The sequence below is a fragment of the Flavobacterium celericrescens genome, assembly GCF_011392075.1.
Taxonomy (GTDB): domain Bacteria; phylum Bacteroidota; class Bacteroidia; order Flavobacteriales; family Flavobacteriaceae; genus Flavobacterium; species Flavobacterium celericrescens.
The window spans coordinates 80,317-97,738 of sequence record NZ_JAAJBV010000008.1; the positions used below are offsets into that span (position 1 = coordinate 80,317).

At 30.4% G+C, this 17,422-nt stretch carries 16 protein-coding genes; 4 read left to right on the forward strand and 12 right to left on the reverse strand.

Annotated elements, in window-relative coordinates:
• Nucleotides 1–16 precede the first annotated feature (16 nt).
• Nucleotides 17–412 carry a glyoxalase gene (locus G4L40_RS10965; protein WP_166237243.1) on the reverse strand — a complete coding sequence of 132 codons (396 nt, stop codon included), beginning with the start codon at nt 410–412 and terminating at the stop codon, nt 17–19.
• A gap of 173 nt (nt 413–585) precedes the next feature.
• Here G4L40_RS10965 and G4L40_RS10970 point away from each other — a divergent pair, with 173 nt between their 5' ends.
• Nucleotides 586–1,005 (forward strand): NUDIX domain-containing protein, encoded by a 420-nt coding sequence (locus G4L40_RS10970; RefSeq protein ID WP_166237244.1) that lies wholly within the window; start codon nt 586–588, stop codon nt 1,003–1,005.
• Here G4L40_RS10970 and G4L40_RS10975 read toward each other — a convergent pair.
• From G4L40_RS10975 to G4L40_RS10985, 3 genes are all read right to left on the reverse strand, one after another.
• The gene (locus tag G4L40_RS10975; RefSeq protein WP_166237245.1) at nt 1,000–2,253 is read right to left on the reverse strand and encodes a mechanosensitive ion channel family protein; all 1,254 of its coding nucleotides are present in this window, start codon (nt 2,251–2,253) and stop codon (nt 1,000–1,002) included. The genes G4L40_RS10970 and G4L40_RS10975 overlap by 6 nt on opposite strands.
• The gene (locus G4L40_RS10980; RefSeq protein WP_166237246.1) at nt 2,253–2,537 is read right to left on the reverse strand and encodes a DUF3817 domain-containing protein; all 285 of its coding nucleotides are present in this window, start codon (nt 2,535–2,537) and stop codon (nt 2,253–2,255) included. The genes G4L40_RS10975 and G4L40_RS10980 overlap by 1 nt, the downstream gene beginning before the upstream one ends.
• A 117-nt stretch (nt 2,538–2,654) precedes the next feature.
• A complete protein-coding gene (locus G4L40_RS10985) occupies nt 2,655–3,023 on the reverse strand; it encodes a hypothetical protein (RefSeq protein ID WP_166237247.1) in 369 nt (122 codons plus the stop codon).
• Nucleotides 3,024–3,206: 183 nt separating this feature from the next.
• Here G4L40_RS10985 and G4L40_RS10990 point away from each other — a divergent pair, with 183 nt between their 5' ends.
• Genes G4L40_RS10990 through G4L40_RS11000 form a run of 3 tightly spaced genes read left to right on the forward strand, consistent with a single transcriptional unit; the run spans nt 3,207 to nt 6,089 of the window.
• Complete coding sequence (locus G4L40_RS10990; protein ID WP_166237248.1) at nt 3,207–5,120, forward strand: DUF294 nucleotidyltransferase-like domain-containing protein; 1,914 nt, start codon at nt 3,207–3,209, stop codon at nt 5,118–5,120.
• A gap of 3 nt (nt 5,121–5,123) precedes the next feature.
• Entirely contained in the window at nt 5,124–5,708 is a 585-nt protein-coding gene (locus tag G4L40_RS10995) for an exonuclease domain-containing protein (RefSeq protein ID WP_166237249.1), read from the forward strand.
• Nucleotides 5,709–5,726: 18 nt separating this feature from the next.
• A complete protein-coding gene (locus G4L40_RS11000; RefSeq protein WP_166237250.1) occupies nt 5,727–6,089 on the forward strand; it encodes a hypothetical protein in 363 nt (120 codons plus the stop codon).
• Nucleotides 6,090–6,137: 48 nt separating this feature from the next.
• Here G4L40_RS11000 and acs read toward each other — a convergent pair whose 3' ends face one another.
• The 8 genes from acs to G4L40_RS11040 form a co-directional block, all read right to left on the reverse strand.
• Entirely contained in the window at nt 6,138–8,045 is a 1,908-nt protein-coding gene (gene acs / locus G4L40_RS11005) for an acetate--CoA ligase (RefSeq protein WP_166237251.1), read from the reverse strand.
• 197 nt (nt 8,046–8,242) lie between these two features.
• Complete coding sequence (locus G4L40_RS11010; RefSeq protein ID WP_166237252.1) at nt 8,243–10,138, reverse strand: acetate--CoA ligase; 1,896 nt, start codon at nt 10,136–10,138, stop codon at nt 8,243–8,245.
• A 146-nt stretch (nt 10,139–10,284) separates the two neighbouring features.
• On the reverse strand, nt 10,285–10,647 hold the full coding sequence (locus tag G4L40_RS11015) for a response regulator transcription factor (protein WP_166237253.1): 363 nt from the start codon (nt 10,645–10,647) through the stop codon (nt 10,285–10,287).
• 2 nt (nt 10,648–10,649) lie between these two features.
• Nucleotides 10,650–13,346, reverse strand: coding sequence for an ATP-binding protein (locus G4L40_RS11020; RefSeq protein WP_166237254.1), 2,697 nt, complete (start codon nt 13,344–13,346; stop codon nt 10,650–10,652).
• Nucleotides 13,347–13,698: 352 nt separating this feature from the next.
• Complete coding sequence (locus tag G4L40_RS11025; protein WP_166237255.1) at nt 13,699–13,917, reverse strand: DUF6814 family protein; 219 nt, start codon at nt 13,915–13,917, stop codon at nt 13,699–13,701.
• Between the two features lie 11 nt (nt 13,918–13,928).
• Nucleotides 13,929–15,467 carry an MFS transporter gene (locus tag G4L40_RS11030; protein ID WP_166237256.1) on the reverse strand — a complete coding sequence of 513 codons (1,539 nt, stop codon included), beginning with the start codon at nt 15,465–15,467 and terminating at the stop codon, nt 13,929–13,931.
• Nucleotides 15,468–15,496: 29 nt separating this feature from the next.
• Nucleotides 15,497–16,744 (reverse strand): hypothetical protein, encoded by a 1,248-nt coding sequence (locus G4L40_RS11035; protein WP_166237257.1) that lies wholly within the window; start codon nt 16,742–16,744, stop codon nt 15,497–15,499.
• 100 nt (nt 16,745–16,844) lie between these two features.
• Entirely contained in the window at nt 16,845–17,264 is a 420-nt protein-coding gene (locus G4L40_RS11040; RefSeq protein ID WP_166237258.1) for an IS1 family transposase, read from the reverse strand.
• Between the last annotated feature and the right edge of the window lie 158 nt (nt 17,265–17,422).

A 17,422-nucleotide genomic window follows, 5' to 3' on the forward strand; every position in this document is an offset into this window, starting at 1 on the left:
GGAATAGATGGTTTTTTTATGCTATTTCTAGTAATTGCACTTGACTTTTTAAACGTTCAATTAATAAATTCATCATTCGTTTGTTGATATTAGATGAATTTTGAATGTATTCTTTGTACTCTGTGATGGTAAAAAGGCCAATAATGATGCCTTTCAATGAGTTTCTAAATTTAATATCGCGTTGAATGGCGGTTTCAATATAGCTCATTTTCTTTTCAGGAGTATAGGTAAAGAAGATTCCCTTTTGTTTGACGGCATAGTTTTTAAAAACTTCTAAAAACAAATCATTTTGAAATTTTAAAATAGGGCGAAGGGTTTGATTTTGAAACCTTTCTTCAAAACTAGATTGTTCGGTTATAATACCAATAGATTCCCCTCTGATTTCTAAAATTGCTTCTTCTTTAGTTTTCATGGTTCTTTTTTTATAGTTATTTAAAATTAAGTAAAAAATGTACGTCGTGTAATTGTTTAATATATAAGTTATTAAGAATCAGTTGTTAATTACTTGCCGTTAAAACGCTTTACTTGTTGGCTTGCAATTGTTTTAAAAAAGCTATTTTTGAATGGAATAACCACTATATTGTTATGGCATATATATCAAAAATATTTGTTACAGTTGATGTTTTAATTGTAAGACCATTTGAAATGGAACAACAAATTCTGTTGATAAAACGGAAAAATGACCCGTTTAAAGATTGTTGGGCTTTGCCTGGAGGATTTGTAGATGAAAACGAAGATTTAGAACAAGCTGCTATTAGAGAATTAGTTGAGGAAACGCAAGTTAAAGTATCTCATTTAGAACAAATTGGCGCTTTTGGAAAACCATATAGAGATCCGAGAGGCCATATGGTTTCGATTGCTTATTTGGGAAAAGTGGCTACAAATACAATTGCAATTGCCGCTGATGATGCTAAAGAAATTGGTTGGTTTTCTGTAACAAATTTACCATCACTAGCCTTTGATCATTCAGCTATTATCGAAGCGGGATTACAAAAGTTATTATAAATTTTCTGTATCAATTTTAGCGGGTGTACTTACTATTTCAAATACTTCAAGACCAAAATAAGGTACAGATGCAATCACATGGTCAAAAATATCAGCCATAATATGCTCATAATTTAGCCATTCTTTGTCTTTTGAAAAGCAGTAAATTTCTAATGGAATTCCTTTATCTGTAACTTGCAGATAACGCACCATTATTAGCATATCTTTATTAATACCAGGGTGACTAATAATGTATTGATTGATGTATTTTCTAAACAATCCTAAATTTGTAAGATTTCTGCCGTTTACGATAGTGCTTTTATCTACAGCATTTGCTAGATTGTATTTATCAATGTCAGACTGTCTGTGAGCAATATAGGATGAAATGTGTTGTATTTTTTTATATTTTTCAATTTCTTCCGGTTGAATAAATTTAACCGAATTAGATTTAATTAATATGTGTCTTTTAATCCTTCTTCCATCAGAATTTAGCATACCTCTCCAGTTTCTAAAACTGTCAGAAATTAGGCTATAAGTAGGAATAGTTGTAGTTGTATTGTCAAAATTTCGAACTTTTACTGTAGCTAAATTAATTTCAATAACATCACCATCAGCTCCAAATTTATCCATAGTTATCCAATCGCCAATGCGCACCATATCATTCACCGAAACCGAAATACTGGCTACAAAACCAAGAATAGTGTCTCTAAAAACTAAAATGATTAAAGCAGAAATAGACCCAAAAGTGGTTAATAATGTGGTTTTGCTAGTATCAAATATGATTAAGATAAATGAAGTAATTCCAAAAATCCACAAAAAAAGCATAATTACCTGAATGTAGCTGTCGATAGGTTTATCGCTAAATCTAGGTTGTTGTTTTAAAAAATCTTTTAATGCATTAAAAATACTTCTAGTTATCCATAACGAAAGTAGAATGATATAAATTTTTACTCCTTTTTCAAAAAAATCTTCCCAATAAGTAAACTTACTCAAAATAACGGGAACCGTTTTATAAATAAAGAGTAGGGGCACAAGGTGCGCTATATATTTAGCGGTTTTGTTTGCAACTAAAAAATCATCAAATGACGATTTAGTTTTAGCGGCTACAATGGCTAAGAAAATTATAAATACTTTCTTGAAAATATAATCTAAAATATAAGCAACAACAATTAGAACAATAATGTTCACGAATAAGTTTAAATATAATGCCAGTTCGTCATTAAAATCTAAACTTTTAAATAAAGTATAGGCCCAATTAAATATTTTCACTAGTTATTTGATAAGTATTTTTTTTCTATATAGAATGTTCCAAATGGCAATACCGAAGCGATTAAAATTACAAAAAATGTTTTAATATTCCATTTTTGTGACTCTTTTAATAAAAAGGCTAAACAAATGTAGCCAATGAATAAAACACCATGCGCCATGCCTAAAGGAAATAATATTTGCTTATACAGGTCGATAAAATTAGGTTTAATTAATAACATGTTGGCAAATAATAAGATATAGGAAATTCCTTCTAAAATAGCTGTAATTTTAAATATTCGTAGCATAAAATGTCAATTTTGAGCCAAAAGTAATAGTTTTTGGTAAGATTATTCGTTAATAATTTTATAAAAAAAAGCTACTTGTAAATAAGTAGCTTTTAATATTATGTAAAATAGAATAGTTTAAAATGCTAAAAACGCTTTATTATATTCTTTTAAATCTAACACATTGTTTTTCTTACTTAAGTCTGTAAATAACGATAAGAAGTAGTTGAAGCTTTCTAAGTTATTTTCTTCAGAAATATTTGCTTCAATTTCAGTTTCTTTGCTGTCTACAGGTTCGTCATCAGGAATTCCAATTAAAAACGCTTTATTAGCTTCTAAATGTTCGTAAGCTAAACGTAGCGCTTTTGTAACAACTGGGTTATTTAATTCTAAAGTAATTTCTCTTATTTTTTTTAAATCGGCAACACTGTCTGCTACAGAAAATTTATTTTGTAATAATTCTTTCTGTATTTTTTCGATTAATTTTAAGGCTTGTTTGTTTTCCATGACTAAGTTTAATAAGGTTTGCAAAACTAAACTTTATAATAGTATTACACAAACGTTTTTCTTCATTTTTACATTTAATTGTTTTGATATATAATATACATTATGTAAAATAGAATATTTAGAGTAATGTTGATATATCATAAAAATTACTAAATTTGTTAAGTAAATAAACACTCTCACTCCATGCAGAATTCTATAGCCGAAAATATTGCCACATTTCTCAAACAATATGAGCCATTCAATTACATTGAGTATGCTGATTTAAAAGCTATTGCAACTAATTGTAGTATTTTAACATTGCAGAAATCAAAATCGCTTTTTAAAATTAATGATGAATTACATGAGTCATTTTATATTGTATATTCTGGTGTGGTTCATTTAACTAAAGTGCTTGATGCTGAAGAAGTTTTACATTCTAAATGTTATACTGGTAATTTATTTGGATTACGTCCGTTTTTTGCCAAAAATAATTATGTTTTAAATGCTGTAGCAAATGAAGATGCGGTTTTATACGCTATTCCAATTGCAATATTCAAACCTTATTTGACAAAATATAGTTCTGTTTTGGATTATTTTCTTGAAAATTTTGCTACCCAAGCAAAGCCTAAAATGGAAAATTACCAACAATTCAAATCTATTTCTGAAATAGATACAAGTTCATCGGATACTAATCTATCTTATTTTCAAGATTTGCAATACACAACAAATCCTACATTAGTTGAAATAAATACTTCGATTAAAAATGTAGCTTTAAAAATGATTGCAAATAAATCTAATCATGCCATAATTACTTATAATAATAAAATTGCCGGCTTGGTTACAGATGCCGATTTTACTAAAAAAATTGGTGCTGGCCTATTCCAAATTGAAAATGATGTCAATAAGATTATGAGTACTAATTTTATTGTAGTTGATAAAAGTATTTCGGTAGCTGAAGCTCAATTGTTGTTGTTAAAAAATGACACAACACATTTATGCGTAACTGAAGATGGTACAGAAAATTCTACAATTTTAGGGATTATTTCTGAACGTGATGTCATTAATTCGCAATCAAATAACCCTGGAATTTTAATCAAAGAAATTAAATCTGCTCATACATTTGATGAAATTAAATACATTCATACCAAGTATTTAGACATTATTCAAAATTCATTTACTAAAAACATACCTATTTTTCATATCAATGCAGTTGCAAGTGAAATTTTGTTCTCTATTATCCACAAAAATATAGAGATGGCAATTGATCATTTAGGCTCTCCTCCTGCTCGTTTTGTATGGTTAGCAATTGGAAGTCAAGGTAGAAAAGAGCAACTTTTTTTGAGCGACCAAGACAGTATGTTAGTATTTGAGGATGTTGCCCCAGAAAAACACCGTGATGTAAAATATTATTTTGTACAATTAGCAAAGTTAGTTGTAGGAAATATGGAAAAACTAGGTTATAAATTATGTCCATATGATAACATGGCGAGCTCAATTAAATGGTGTAAATCTTTGACAGATTATATTAATTTGTTTCAAAATTGGATGGTTACACCAGGAGAAAATAGTACTGATTTTAGCACTATTCTATTTGATTTTGAGTTTATTTATGGCGAAATAAAAATTAAAGATGCTTTAGAATCAGCAATTTATCAGAAAAGTAAAAACAATACTTTATTCTATGATTTTCTTGGAAATAAAGTATTAAAACTTCCAGAAGGATTAACTTTTTTCAAAAAAATAGCAATTGAAGAAAGCGGTGATAAAAAAGATTTTTTTGATTTGAAACAAAAAGGATTACAAGTATATATTGATGCTGCTCGATTATTTGCTTTAAGTCATAATTTAAAAGGAGTTAATAATACTTATTTACGTTATAAGCAGTTGGCAATAACAGACGCTAAAAATGCAGAGAAATATTTAGATTTCGCAGAGAATTATTTACAATTACAGCATTTTAGAGTTGAAGAAAGTATCGTAAATGATACTGATGGCGCTTATATAAATGTAAATGCATTAAATAAAGTTGATAAAGAAAAATTAAAAAAATGCTTATCACAAACGGATGATGTTATCGAATTGATTAAAGACAAATACCAACTAACACAATTTTCATAAAGAATGCTACAGTGGCTAAACAATAAATATCCAGAGTTTTGGAAAAAATATATTTCAAGCTTTAAAGAAAAATCAGATCGATATGTTGTTTTAAGTATTGAATCTACTGGGCTTAATACTTCAAAAGATGTTATTTTAGCAATATCGGCTGTTACTATTATGAATAATAGAATGATAGTTAAAGACGCTTTAGAACTATATATATCCCACACAAAATCTGAAATAGAAATCAATCAAAATGAGTTTTTACTAGTTAGTAAAGTAGCCAAAAAAGCTGAAAGTGAAGCTATTGAATTGTTAATAAACTTCATTGGAAATGCAACAATTATTGGGCACAGAGTATATCAAGATATCGAATTATTAAATGCTAGTTTATCAAAATTAGGCTGTGGAAAGCTTAAAAATGAAGCACTTGATATTGAAATCATGTTCAATAAAGTAAAAGATACAATTGATAAAAAATATGCTTTAGAAGAAATGAGTACTTATTTTTCAGTTCCAGTTAATGATAGAATTTCGGTTGCAGATGATACCTTTTCGATTGCCATTCTTTTTTTAAAATTGAAAACTATTCTAAAAATAAAATAGTCTAGAACAACATATATAATGAATCGGTTATTAAATATAGGTTTATTAATTGCTTTTCAGTTTTGTTATTTGGAATGGCCTAACCATTCTATGTTTGTATATCAGGTTGAATATGAAATATTTGCAAAAGCAGAAAATCTATTAACTAACATAACACATCCCATTATTTTACTGGGTTTAATTAACCAAATTTTACTTTTATTGGGTGCTTTTTTAAGTAATTTCAGTAAAAAAATAAACAATATGGCCGTTTTATTATTATCAATATTGGTCTTATTTTTCTTTTTTATTGGAATACTAGGTTTGAATTATAAAATAATGGCTTCCACTACACCATTTTTAATTTTAGCAGGGATTTATTTTACTAAATTCAGAAAATAAAAAACTGCTCCATTGCTGAAGCAGTTTTTAACCAATAAAACTAAAAAACTAGAGTTTGCCTTCTTTGATTTCGTCCACTATTTCAGGATTTAATAAAGTTGAGATGTCTCCAAAGTTAGAGAAGTCTCCTTCAGCAATCTTTCTTAATATTCTACGCATGATTTTACCAGAACGTGTTTTTGGTAAACCACTCACAAATTGAATTTTATCTAATTTAGCAATAGGACCTATTTGGTCAGAAATCAATTGATTAATCTCTTTTGCTAAGTTATTTCTATCACGGCTTTCACCTGTTTCTTTCAAGATAATAAATCCGTATAACGCATTTCCTTTGATATCGTGAGGGAAACCTACAATTGCACTTTCTGCAACTGCTGGGTGTTCGTTGATAGCATCCTCTATAGGTGCTGTTCCTAAATTATGTCCAGAAACAATAATAACGTCATCTACTCTACCAGTAATTCTGTAGTATCCAACTTCATCACGTAAAGCACCATCTCCTGTGAAATATTTTCCGGGGAAAGCAGTAAAATAAGTTTCTTTATAACGCTGATGATCTCCCCAAATAGTTCTTGCCATTGACGGCCAAGGGAATTTAATACACAATGCTCCAGTAACTTGATTTCCTTCAATTTCATTACGCAATTCATCCATTAATACGGGTTGAATTCCAGGTAATGGTAATGAAGCATAGGTTGGTTTTGTTGGTGTTACAAACGGAATAGGTGAAATCATAATTCCTCCAGTTTCAGTTTGCCACCATGTATCTACTAATGGACAACGCTTCCCTCCTACATGGTCGTTATACCAGTGCCAAGCTTCTTCATTGATTGGCTCTCCTACAGAACCAATAACTTTTAATGTACTTAATGGAAATTTTTGTACATAATCTAAACTCTCTTTAGCTAATGCACGAATAGCTGTTGGTGCTGTATAGAATTGGGTAACTTTATGTTTTTCAATCACTTCCCAGAAACGACTAAAATCTGGATATGATGGAACTCCTTCAAAAATCACAGTTGTTGCACCATTTAAAAGTGGTCCATATAATATATAAGAATGTCCAGTAATCCAACCTATATCTGCAGTACACCAATATACATCATTCTCTTCGTAATTGAAAACGTTTTTGAAAGTGTATGCTGTGTAAACCATATAACCAGCTGTTGTATGCACCATTCCTTTTGGTTTTCCTGTAGAGCCCGAAGTATATAAAATAAACAAAGGATCTTCAGCATCCATAATTTCGGCAACATTGTTTCCAACTGCTGCGTCCATTAAGGGTTGTAACCAAATATCTCTACCTTCTTTCATGTTTACTTCTGTATTCGTTCTTTTAACAACTAATACGGTTTCAACACAAGGTGATTTTTCTAATGCTTCATCTACAATTCCTTTTAAATCAATAGCTTTGTTTCCACGATAACTACCATCAGATGTGATTACCATTTTACATTCACTATCATTAATACGAGCAGAAACAGCTGAAGATGAAAAACCAGCAAAAACAACAGAATGTATAGCGCCAATTCTTGCACAAGCTAAAATAGCAACAGCTAATTCAGGAATCATTGGTAAATAAATGCAAACTCTATCTCCTTTTTTTATTCCTTGGTCACGCAGAACATTTGCCATTTTTGATACTCTAATGTATAAATCATTATATGTAATGTGCTGAGCTGCTTCACTCGGATCATTAGGTTCAAAAATAATAGCTGTTTTATCTCCTCTTTTTGCTAAATGTCTGTCAATACAGTTTTTGGTAATATTAACTTTTGCATTTAAAAACCATTTAAAGTTGGCTTCTTGCATATCTACTTCAAATACTTTGTCCCATTTTTGGTACCAAGTAAAATTTTCATCAGCTACACGGTCCCAAAATTTTCTAGGTTCGCGTACCGATTTTTTATACATTTTAAAGTAGTTTTCTAAATCGTGTATTTTGTAATAACTCATTGTTAGTTTTTTGTTATCAGTTTGTTAATGTAAATATAGCTATTAAATAGAATCTAAAAAGATTTTTATTGCTAAATAGATATAGTTAATAATTCAAGTTCTAGTTCAAAAATCAACTTCAAACTTAAAATATAAAGCTTTAGTGTACTTCGTGTTTCTTAGTTTTTTCGTAGTTAAAACCTAAATGTAAAAATACCCTATTTAAAACAACCAATCTTATCATGTTGCAAAACAGTTCTTATTTCATCAATGATTGCTTCATCATCTATCGTAGAAGGAACTTGAAAACTTTCTCCATCAGCAATGCTACGCATCATTTTGCGTAATATTTTTCCTGAACGTGTCTTAGGTAAACGCTGTACTAAAACAACGTCTCTTAAAGATGCAACCGCACCAATTTGTTCTCTTACTAATTGTACAACTTCATGTTGTAATTGAAAATGTTCGATATCTTCACCAGATTTTGCAACAACTAAAGCTAATGGAATTTGTCCTTTCAATTCATCATTAATACCAATGACAGCACACTCAGCCACAGAATGATGTGAAGCGACAATTTCTTCCATTTCGGCAGTTGAAAGACGGTGTCCAGCAACATTGATTACATCATCTACTCTACCCGTAATATATATATAATCCTCACTATCTTTAAATCCTCCATCACCTGAAAAATAATAACCTGGGAATTTATTCAGATAACCAGCTTTGAATCGTTCGTTATCTTTCCATAAGTCTAATAAAGTTCCAGGAGGCAATGGTAATTTGATAACAACATAACCTTCTTCATTTGGACCTAACTCTTGTCCATTTTCACCAAATATTCTGATATCATACCCTGTAACAGCTTTCCCTGCTGACCCAGGTTTTATTGGCAAATACTCCACTCCCATCATGTTAGCAATCATTGGCCACCCCGATTCTGTTTGCCACCAATGGTCAATGGCTGGAATTGGAATATGCTCACGATACCATTCTAATGTAGCGACATCACAGCGTTCTCCTGCTAAAAATTGGATACGCAATGATGATAAATCATACTGCTTAATAAAATCTCCATTTGGATCCTCTTTTTTGATAGCACGAATGGCTGTTGGCGCTGTAAACATAACATTTACTTTATGCTCATTAATTACACGCCAAAAAGTACTCGCATCTGGTGTGCGAATTGGTTTTCCTTCGAATAAAACAGTAGTATTTCGATTAATTAATGGACCATATACTATGTAACTATGTCCTACAACCCAACCCACATCAGAAGCAGCCCAAAATACCTCTCCTTCTTTAGTATCATAAATATGTTGCATTGAAAATTTAAGTGCGGTTGTATAACCTCCTGTATCTCTGACAATTCCTTTTGGTTTTCCTGTTGTTCCAGAAGTATATAAAATGTATAATGGGTGTGTGGAATTTACAGGAATACAATTCGCTTCTTCCGAGCCATAAACAAGGGCGTCATAATCTACATCATATTTTTTAAATGGAACTCTTGCTCCTAATTTTCGATTGAAAACAACAACTTTTTCAGGTTTGTGATTGGCTAATTCAATAGCTTCATCAACTAAAGGTTTGTAGGCTATTAATCTATCGATTTCAATTCCTGATGACGCTGTAATGATAGCTTTTGGTTCGCAATCGTCAATTCGTATAGCTAATTCATGAGGCGCAAATCCTCCAAAAACTACGGAATGAGTGACACCAATTCTAGCGCAAGCCAGCATTGCAAATGCAGCTTGAGGAATCATAGGCATATAGATCACAGCAGTATCTCCTTTTTCTAACCCTAAAGAAAGTAATCCTCCTGCTAATTTAGCCACTTCCGTTTTAACTTCACTAAATGTATATTTTTTTACAGTTTGTGTAACAGGTGAATCATAAATGATTGCTACTTGATCACCAAAACCATCTTGAATATGCTTGTCCAATGCCAAGTAACAAGCGTTTAGTTCACCATCTGCAAACCATAAAGGATAATCGTTTTTATCTTTGGATAAGATAGTTGAAGGTTGATTATACCATTCTAATTTTTTAGCTTGCTCTGCCCAGAATTCTTCAGAAGAATTTATACTTTTATTATAAATATCGCAATAATTCATTTGTATTATTCAATTTATGTGATTTATTTTCTAGAGTAAATGTAGAAAATAAAATAATGCTAAATGAATTAATTTTGCTAAATAGATATAGTTTAAAAAAGAAACCTAAATACAGCTCCTTTTTTACATTTATTTAAGTTTATCTGTTACGAAAGCAATTCTTCAACCTGTTCTACAACTTTTTTTATAGAAAATGGTTTTGTCATATAAACATCTGCTCCAAGAGACATCCCTTTTTCAATATCACTTTCTTTATTTTTTGCAGATAAAAACATGACTTTAGTATGTTGCAAATTAGGATCTTTTCTAATTTGCTCTAATGTAGCATAACCATCAACCATAGGCATCATAACATCTAAAATGATGACATCTGGGTAATTTGTTTTTAAAATATCTAATGCTTCTTGTCCATCTCGAGCTATAAACACTTCATAATTATTCTTCTTAAATGTATATTCAAGCGACATTACTATGTTTGGTTCATCGTCTACTATTAAAATCTTTTTCATAATTAACTATTTTCTGTATTCTTGTTTTTAGGTAGCGTAAAAACGATACAAGCTCCTTTTATACTTGGTTCTACCCAAATTTTACCTTTGTGATGTTCAATAATTTGCTTACAAATGGCTAATCCTAATCCACTTCCAACAGGTTTTTTAATATTTTGATTCGTTGATTGATAAAATTTGTCAAATATAGCTTCAAAATCATTTGAATTTATACCTTTTCCGTTGTCTATTACACTTGTTTGTATAAAGTTTTCTTTATCAACTATTTGAATTGTAATTAAACCTTCATTCTCTGGGCAAAATTTAATTGCGTTTGAAACTAAATTTGTAATTACTTGAAAAATTCTATCTTCATCATAATAGGCATTTACTTTACTCTTACTTTCTATGTAGATGCTAATATTTTTATTTTTAATCAATTGCTGTAACGGTTCTATTGATTTTTCTATGGTTTCTACTAAATTATTTTTTGCGGGATGAATAGTTTGCTTTCCAGTTTCAAATTTTTCTAAATCTAATATTTTATCAATTAATCGATTTAATCGATCTGATTCTGAAATAATATTTTGTAAAAATTGTTTTTTTAGTTCGTCTGGAATTTCGTCATCATCATGCAAAATCTCACTAGCAGCACGAATTGCTGTGATTGGAGTTCTAAGTTCGTGAGTTACCGTATCTAAAAATTCGTCTTTTTGTTTGTCTTTGGCCATCAACGAAATATTTGCATTTTGCAATTTTGCAGTAATCTCTTTTAATTCGTTTGATGTTTCGGTTAATTTTTTATTGATAATAATGTTTTCTTTGGACTCTTCTAATATTTTTAAAACTTCTGGTAATGTGATTTTTTCTTCTTTTACAACGCTTGAAATTAATATTCGAGCTGAAGCAGTTCCAATGTGTCCTGTAAGAAGATTTTCAGAAAATTTAATCAATCGGGCATCGGCTAATTCCTGATTAATATCTACATTATATTTCACGTTAAATATATTCATGGCACGTTTTGTACGCTCAATACCTAAAAAACGAATCAGTACTTTTTCAATATCATTTCGATAAGCGGTTCCTTTCCAAATAAAAGCATTTTCGTGATTTGTGATGTATTTATTGATATCAACAAACATTTCAGCATAATTACGTTCGCGATAATTCCCTTTAAAGCTTACAGAAACAGCAAAATAAGTTACACAATTAAATAGCATACTCCAAAATAAGGCATGTGGAACTGGTTGTAAATAATCTAATCCAAATAATTGAAAAGGTTTTAACAGCTCGTACCCCATGAAACCATCCGAAATAAAAGTGCTTTCGCTATTAGTAATTCCAATAGCATAAGGAACTAATAATGTATATATACAAACAATAAAACCAACAATGATACTATAAATTGCTCCTAATCTTGACCCTCTTCTCCAAAATAGCGCTCCAAAAAATGCAGGTGCAAGTTGTGAAATGATAACAAACGCAACCATTCCGATAGAAACCAAATTGTAATCTAATCCAAAAAATCTATAAATAAAATAGGAAAGGATAATTAATGAAAAGATACCTATTTTTCTGCTATTTAAGATAGATTTACTGCTAATTGATTCATCACTTTTTAATTTTCCTAATAAATTATAAGGAATTAAAATATTATTTGTTACCATGGTCGATAAACCAATAGATGAAACAACAATCATAGATATAGCGGCTGAAAATCCGCCAAGAAATACTAATACGGTTAAAGTTTTATTATTGAATAATTGTGGAATTAATAATGAATAGGCATCAGAATTTACTTCTTGTCCTTCAAATAAAATATTTCCACCCCAAGCAATTGGATAGACAAAAATATTAAACAATAAAAGGTATAGAGGAAATAACCAAACCGCTGTATTGATATGATTTTCACGATTATTTTCAATTACTCCCACTTGAAATTGTCTAGGTAATAAAAATATAGCAAACATGGATAATACACAAAGTAAGAACCAATTGATTGCTTGCGGTAAGCCACCTATTGAATTTTTTTCTTTAAAATGTTCTAAAAGAGAAGCTTTTTGATAAATATCATCAAATCCATCAAAGACAAAGAAAGTTACATAAACACCAATGATGACAAAAAATACTAATTTCAAAACGCTTTCCAAAGCAACAGCAGTCACGATTCCTTTTCTTTTTTCAGAAGCATCTACATAACGTGTTCCGTAATAGGATGCAAATAAAGCTAGTGCAATTGCCACATAAGTTGTGGTGTCATCAAAAATAAAAGAACGAATTTCGGTTTTAGTAACTACGTGGAAAGTCTCAGCAATAGCTTTTAATTGTAAGGCAATATATGGAATAATTCCTGTAAGACAAATGATGGTTACAATAGCCCCTAAAAACCTACTATTTCCATAGCGTAAAGAAATAAAATCGGCAATACTAGAAATTTTATTGACTCTGGAAATTCTAATAATTTTCTTTAAAATTAAAATCCAAGATGGAGCAATAATGATTGGTCCTAAATAAATTGGTAAATAACTCAAGCCACTATCTGCAGCCACCCCAATACTTCCATAGTATGTCCAAGCGGTGCAATATACAGCTAACGAAAAAGTATAGATATATGGATTATTGGTCCATTTACTGTTCCCTTTTTTTTCTGCCCAATAAGCAATATAAAAAAGAACAGCCAAATAGCCAGATAATATTACCAAAAGCGAAATACTATTCATTATATCGTTTTACTATTAATAAAGAAACCAAAATTGAAAATAACCAAATTGAAAAAAAGTAAATATAAATAACTGGAAAACCCAACATATTTTGGCTTGAATCGAATAGTAATACAATAGGAAGATTGAGTCCTATGAGTAAAATCATAGACACGATGACCAATTTTTGTTGATGTCTTTTTTTCATATGTATTACAACAAATGTGTTACTTATATTTTTGAGGATTATTTCACTAATTTACACAAAGTTTTTAATCTCTAATACTAATTCATAAACTTTTAAAACCTTATGTAATAAAAACCCAAAAGCCCTTATAGAAATAAGAGCTTTCAGGTTAATTAAATAATATTCTTAATCTTCCTCGTATTCATCAGTGACTGCATACCATCCGAATATTGTTAATCCGGTTACAACCATTGGTAAAAGTATGAAGAAAATAATGATTCCAAAAACTAAATCATCTTGTTTTCCAGAAGTTAATTTACCTCCAAAAATTCCAATCGAAAAATAAGCTATTGCAATTGCTAATGCTATCCAAACGATTCCTAAATATTTTTTTACTGCGTTCATATCTTATTTTTTTAGTCGTGAAGTGTATTAATTTTTCTATCAATGTATATCATACCAATAATGAAACATACTGCTGCAATTCCAATAGGATACCAAAGTCCTTCTAAATAAAACTCTGCATCGCCAGCATCTTTAGCCGTTGTAACGAAATAGGTTGAAATAGCTGGTAATAATCCACCAAATATACCATTTCCTACGTGATATGGCAACGACATGGATGTATATCTAATCTTAACTGGGAACATTTCTACAAGGAAAGCTGCAATTGGTCCGTAAACCATTGTTACAAAAATTACTTGAATGAAAACCATTAATACCAAGAACCATTTGTCGCTACTGTTAATTTTTTTAGTAACCTTAGTCTCAATTTTGTCTTTTCCTTTATCATCAAGCATTACTTTTCCTGCTTCAAAATGAATTGTTTTAATTTCTTCTACAGTAGTACCATCAGTATAAGCTTTTGTTGTAGTGTAGATAGAATCCATTTTAGTTGCATCAATTTCTTTGATTGAAGGAACAACTTTTGTTTGATCAACAACTTCAGTTTTTGTAGTTAAATCTGTAGAAGCATACATCATACGGTAAATTGGACGATAGCATAAGATAGCTAATAGCATCCCTCCCATCATGATTACTTTTCTTCCTACTTTATCACTCAACCAACCAAATACTACAAAGAAAGGAGTTCCTAATAATAATGCAATTCCTAATAATGTATCTACTTGTGATGAATCTATGCTTTGTACCGTTTTTAAGAAGTTCATCGCGTAGAATTGTCCAGTATACCAAACAACACCTTGTCCCATTGTTGCTCCAAATAAAGCTAAAAGAACAAATTTTAAGTTGTATTTGTGACCAAAACTTTCTTTTAATGGATTAGTAGAAGTTTTTCCTTCCGATTTAGCTTTAGCAAATACTGGAGATTCATGCATGTTTTTACGAATCATATAAGAAATAAATACCATTAAAATTGAAACCCAAAACGGTACTCTCCATCCCCAATCTTCAAACGCTTCTTTAGACATTAATCCTTTAGTAATTAAAATTACCATTAATGAAATGAATAAACCTACAGTTGCAGTAGTTTGAATCCAAGAAGTCCAATATCCTTTTTCGTTTTTAGGAGCGTGTTCTGCAACATAAGTAGCTGCACCACCATATTCTCCTCCAAGTGCTAAACCTTGTAATAAACGTAAAATTAAAACTAAGATTGGAGCTGCATAACCAATAGTTTCATAACTAGGAATACAACCAATTACAAATGTAGCACCACCCATTAACATCAAAGTTACCATGAATGTATATTTTCTACCAATTAAGTCTCCTAATCTTCCAAAGAATAAAGCTCCAAACGGACGAACTACGAAACCAGCAGCAAATGTTGCTAATGTAGATAAGAATGCTGCTGTAGGATTATCTGATGGAAAAAATTTAGTTGATAATACTACTGCTAAACTTCCGAAGATGTAGAAGTCATACCACTCAATCATTGTTCCCATTGAAGAAGCTGAAATTACCTTCCAGATTCCCGTTGTTTTTTTATCACTCATATTTATAATTATTTAGTTTTTGTTTTTAATTAGAAAGCATATACACAAGAAATCATCGCTCTAAAGTTTCCAACATCTTTAGTATTTCCACTTATTGAAGCATCAGATTTTAAGTCACCCCAAGTAGCAGCTGTGTACTCTAATTCAGGTGTGATTCTAAATTTGTTTTGTTTGAAATCTACTCTTGCAGATGTTCTCCATACATTATCAACCCCTCTTGTTCCAGAAACACCTCTCATATATAATGCAGTTGCTCCATCTTTACCAGTACCGTCATTTTTAGTATATCCAAAGAAGAAACCAGGAGCTACTTTTGCGCCGTTACTTGCTACGTCTAACCAAAATGAAGTTGTTTTAGTAGCTTCATATTTTTCAACTTCACCAGGAACAGTATATCCTGCAAAACCACCAAGCATTACTAGATTATACATGTTTTCACCTGTAATTCCGTATGCTTTAATATGAAATTTATCGTTATTGTATTTGAAATATCCAACAAATGAAGTGCTATTTACTTTTTCATCAGATACTAATCCATTAGAAACTGTTAATGGTTGTAATGATTTGAATTCAGCTCCTAAACCAGCAATCCAATTTTTATTTTTAAATTGAAATTGTCCATGAAAAGTAGGAATTGAAGAATTAATTGATGCAGAGTTTTGAGTTCCTCCTGTTGCTGTTGCTGTTGTAAACTCTCTTTCTTTGTATGCTGTTAAAGCAAATGAGATACTTTTTGATAAATTATGTTTTACTCTAACTTGAGAAGCCCAACCAAATGGGTTAAACATAATTCCTGTGCTAAAATTAGCTACACCAGGAAAAACTTCTGGAATAAACGTTGGATACCAAGTTTGTCCCATTGTAACAGTTGTTTTTGACCATTCTAAACTTGCAAAAGCATGTCTTAATCTAAATTGACCAACAGTTCCTTCAGTATTTCCAAAGAAATCACCTTCTAATGTTCCTGAAGTCTTTGCTCCCCAAACATTTGGTCCTTTAGCTTTAACTCCTAATCTAGAAACAACAGATAAAAAGTTTGATGCACCAGCATCATTAATGTCATCTCCATTTGCATCTAAAGATTCATCTAAAGGATACAGGTTTAAATTGTATTCTCTAACTTGTACTGATTTTCTAGTGTCCCAAATATAATCGGTTCTAACAAAACCATAAAGACTTACGTCCCATTCTTTTTCTGCAGGGGCAGCTGTTGGTGCTGTTTGTGAATATCCAGAGAAGGATAAAGCAGCAAACGATGCAATTAATACTCTTTTCATAAATTTAAAATTTGGTTAGTAATTCTATTTTTGTTTGACCAAATTCTAAAATTTTGTTAATGAAAAAAATTATAATATATATTAATGTAAAATACTATAGCTAATCTTTAAAACGTTCCCATTTTATAAGCATAAATTTATCGCCAAGTTCTGTAATAATCATACCTGCTCCAGATAATTTTTCTTTGTGTTTGAGAAATTCAACTAACTCTAAGTGGTTGAAAATTTTATAAGTAGGATGATAATTTGGATGCGGTGGTTTTTTTATCTTAAATTCTTTTACCCAATTACTAATGGATACGTGTGAAACCCCTAAAATACGCTCTATTTCTCTAAAACTAAGTCCTTCTAAATATAATTGTAATGCTTTTGTAACATAGTAATCATCTATCTTTTTCCCCAGTTTGTTTACTGTGAAATAATAATTGCATGATTTGCACAAATACCTTTGTTTGTCTTTGATTACACCACTTTTTACGATTGTATCGCTTTGGCATTTTGGACAGGCTAAAATCTCCATATATATAAATTTTGCATAAATATACTAATTTAGCAATTATATAAAAACATTTTTGATATTTTTTTTAAATAAAAAATAAACAAATCATAATTTTTAGTGCAAATAATTATGTTTTGTGTAGTTTTTACTGAATTATTCAAAATAACAACACTCAAATA

Coding starts and splice junctions, on each gene's coding strand:
- G4L40_RS10970 (WP_166237244.1), top strand. CDS start 586: ATGGCATATATATCAAAAATATTTGTTACAGTTGATGTTTTAATTGTA.
- G4L40_RS11035 (WP_166237257.1), bottom strand. CDS start 16,744: ATGAAAAGAGTATTAATTGCATCGTTTGCTGCTTTATCCTTCTCTGGA.
- G4L40_RS11020 (WP_166237254.1), bottom strand. CDS start 13,346: ATGAATAGTATTTCGCTTTTGGTAATATTATCTGGCTATTTGGCTGTT.
- acs (WP_166237251.1), bottom strand. CDS start 8,045: ATGAGTTATTACAAAATACACGATTTAGAAAACTACTTTAAAATGTAT.
- G4L40_RS10985 (WP_166237247.1), bottom strand. CDS start 3,023: ATGGAAAACAAACAAGCCTTAAAATTAATCGAAAAAATACAGAAAGAA.
- G4L40_RS11010 (WP_166237252.1), bottom strand. CDS start 10,138: ATGAATTATTGCGATATTTATAATAAAAGTATAAATTCTTCTGAAGAA.
- G4L40_RS10995 (WP_166237249.1), top strand. CDS start 5,124: ATGCTACAGTGGCTAAACAATAAATATCCAGAGTTTTGGAAAAAATAT.
- G4L40_RS11025 (WP_166237255.1), bottom strand. CDS start 13,917: ATGAACGCAGTAAAAAAATATTTAGGAATCGTTTGGATAGCATTAGCA.
- G4L40_RS11015 (WP_166237253.1), bottom strand. CDS start 10,647: ATGAAAAAGATTTTAATAGTAGACGATGAACCAAACATAGTAATGTCG.
- G4L40_RS10980 (WP_166237246.1), bottom strand. CDS start 2,537: ATGCTACGAATATTTAAAATTACAGCTATTTTAGAAGGAATTTCCTAT.
- G4L40_RS11030 (WP_166237256.1), bottom strand. CDS start 15,467: ATGAGTGATAAAAAAACAACGGGAATCTGGAAGGTAATTTCAGCTTCT.
- G4L40_RS11000 (WP_166237250.1), top strand. CDS start 5,727: ATGAATCGGTTATTAAATATAGGTTTATTAATTGCTTTTCAGTTTTGT.
- G4L40_RS10990 (WP_166237248.1), top strand. CDS start 3,207: ATGCAGAATTCTATAGCCGAAAATATTGCCACATTTCTCAAACAATAT.
- G4L40_RS11040 (WP_166237258.1), bottom strand. CDS start 17,264: ATGGAGATTTTAGCCTGTCCAAAATGCCAAAGCGATACAATCGTAAAA.
- G4L40_RS10965 (WP_166237243.1), bottom strand. CDS start 412: ATGAAAACTAAAGAAGAAGCAATTTTAGAAATCAGAGGGGAATCTATT.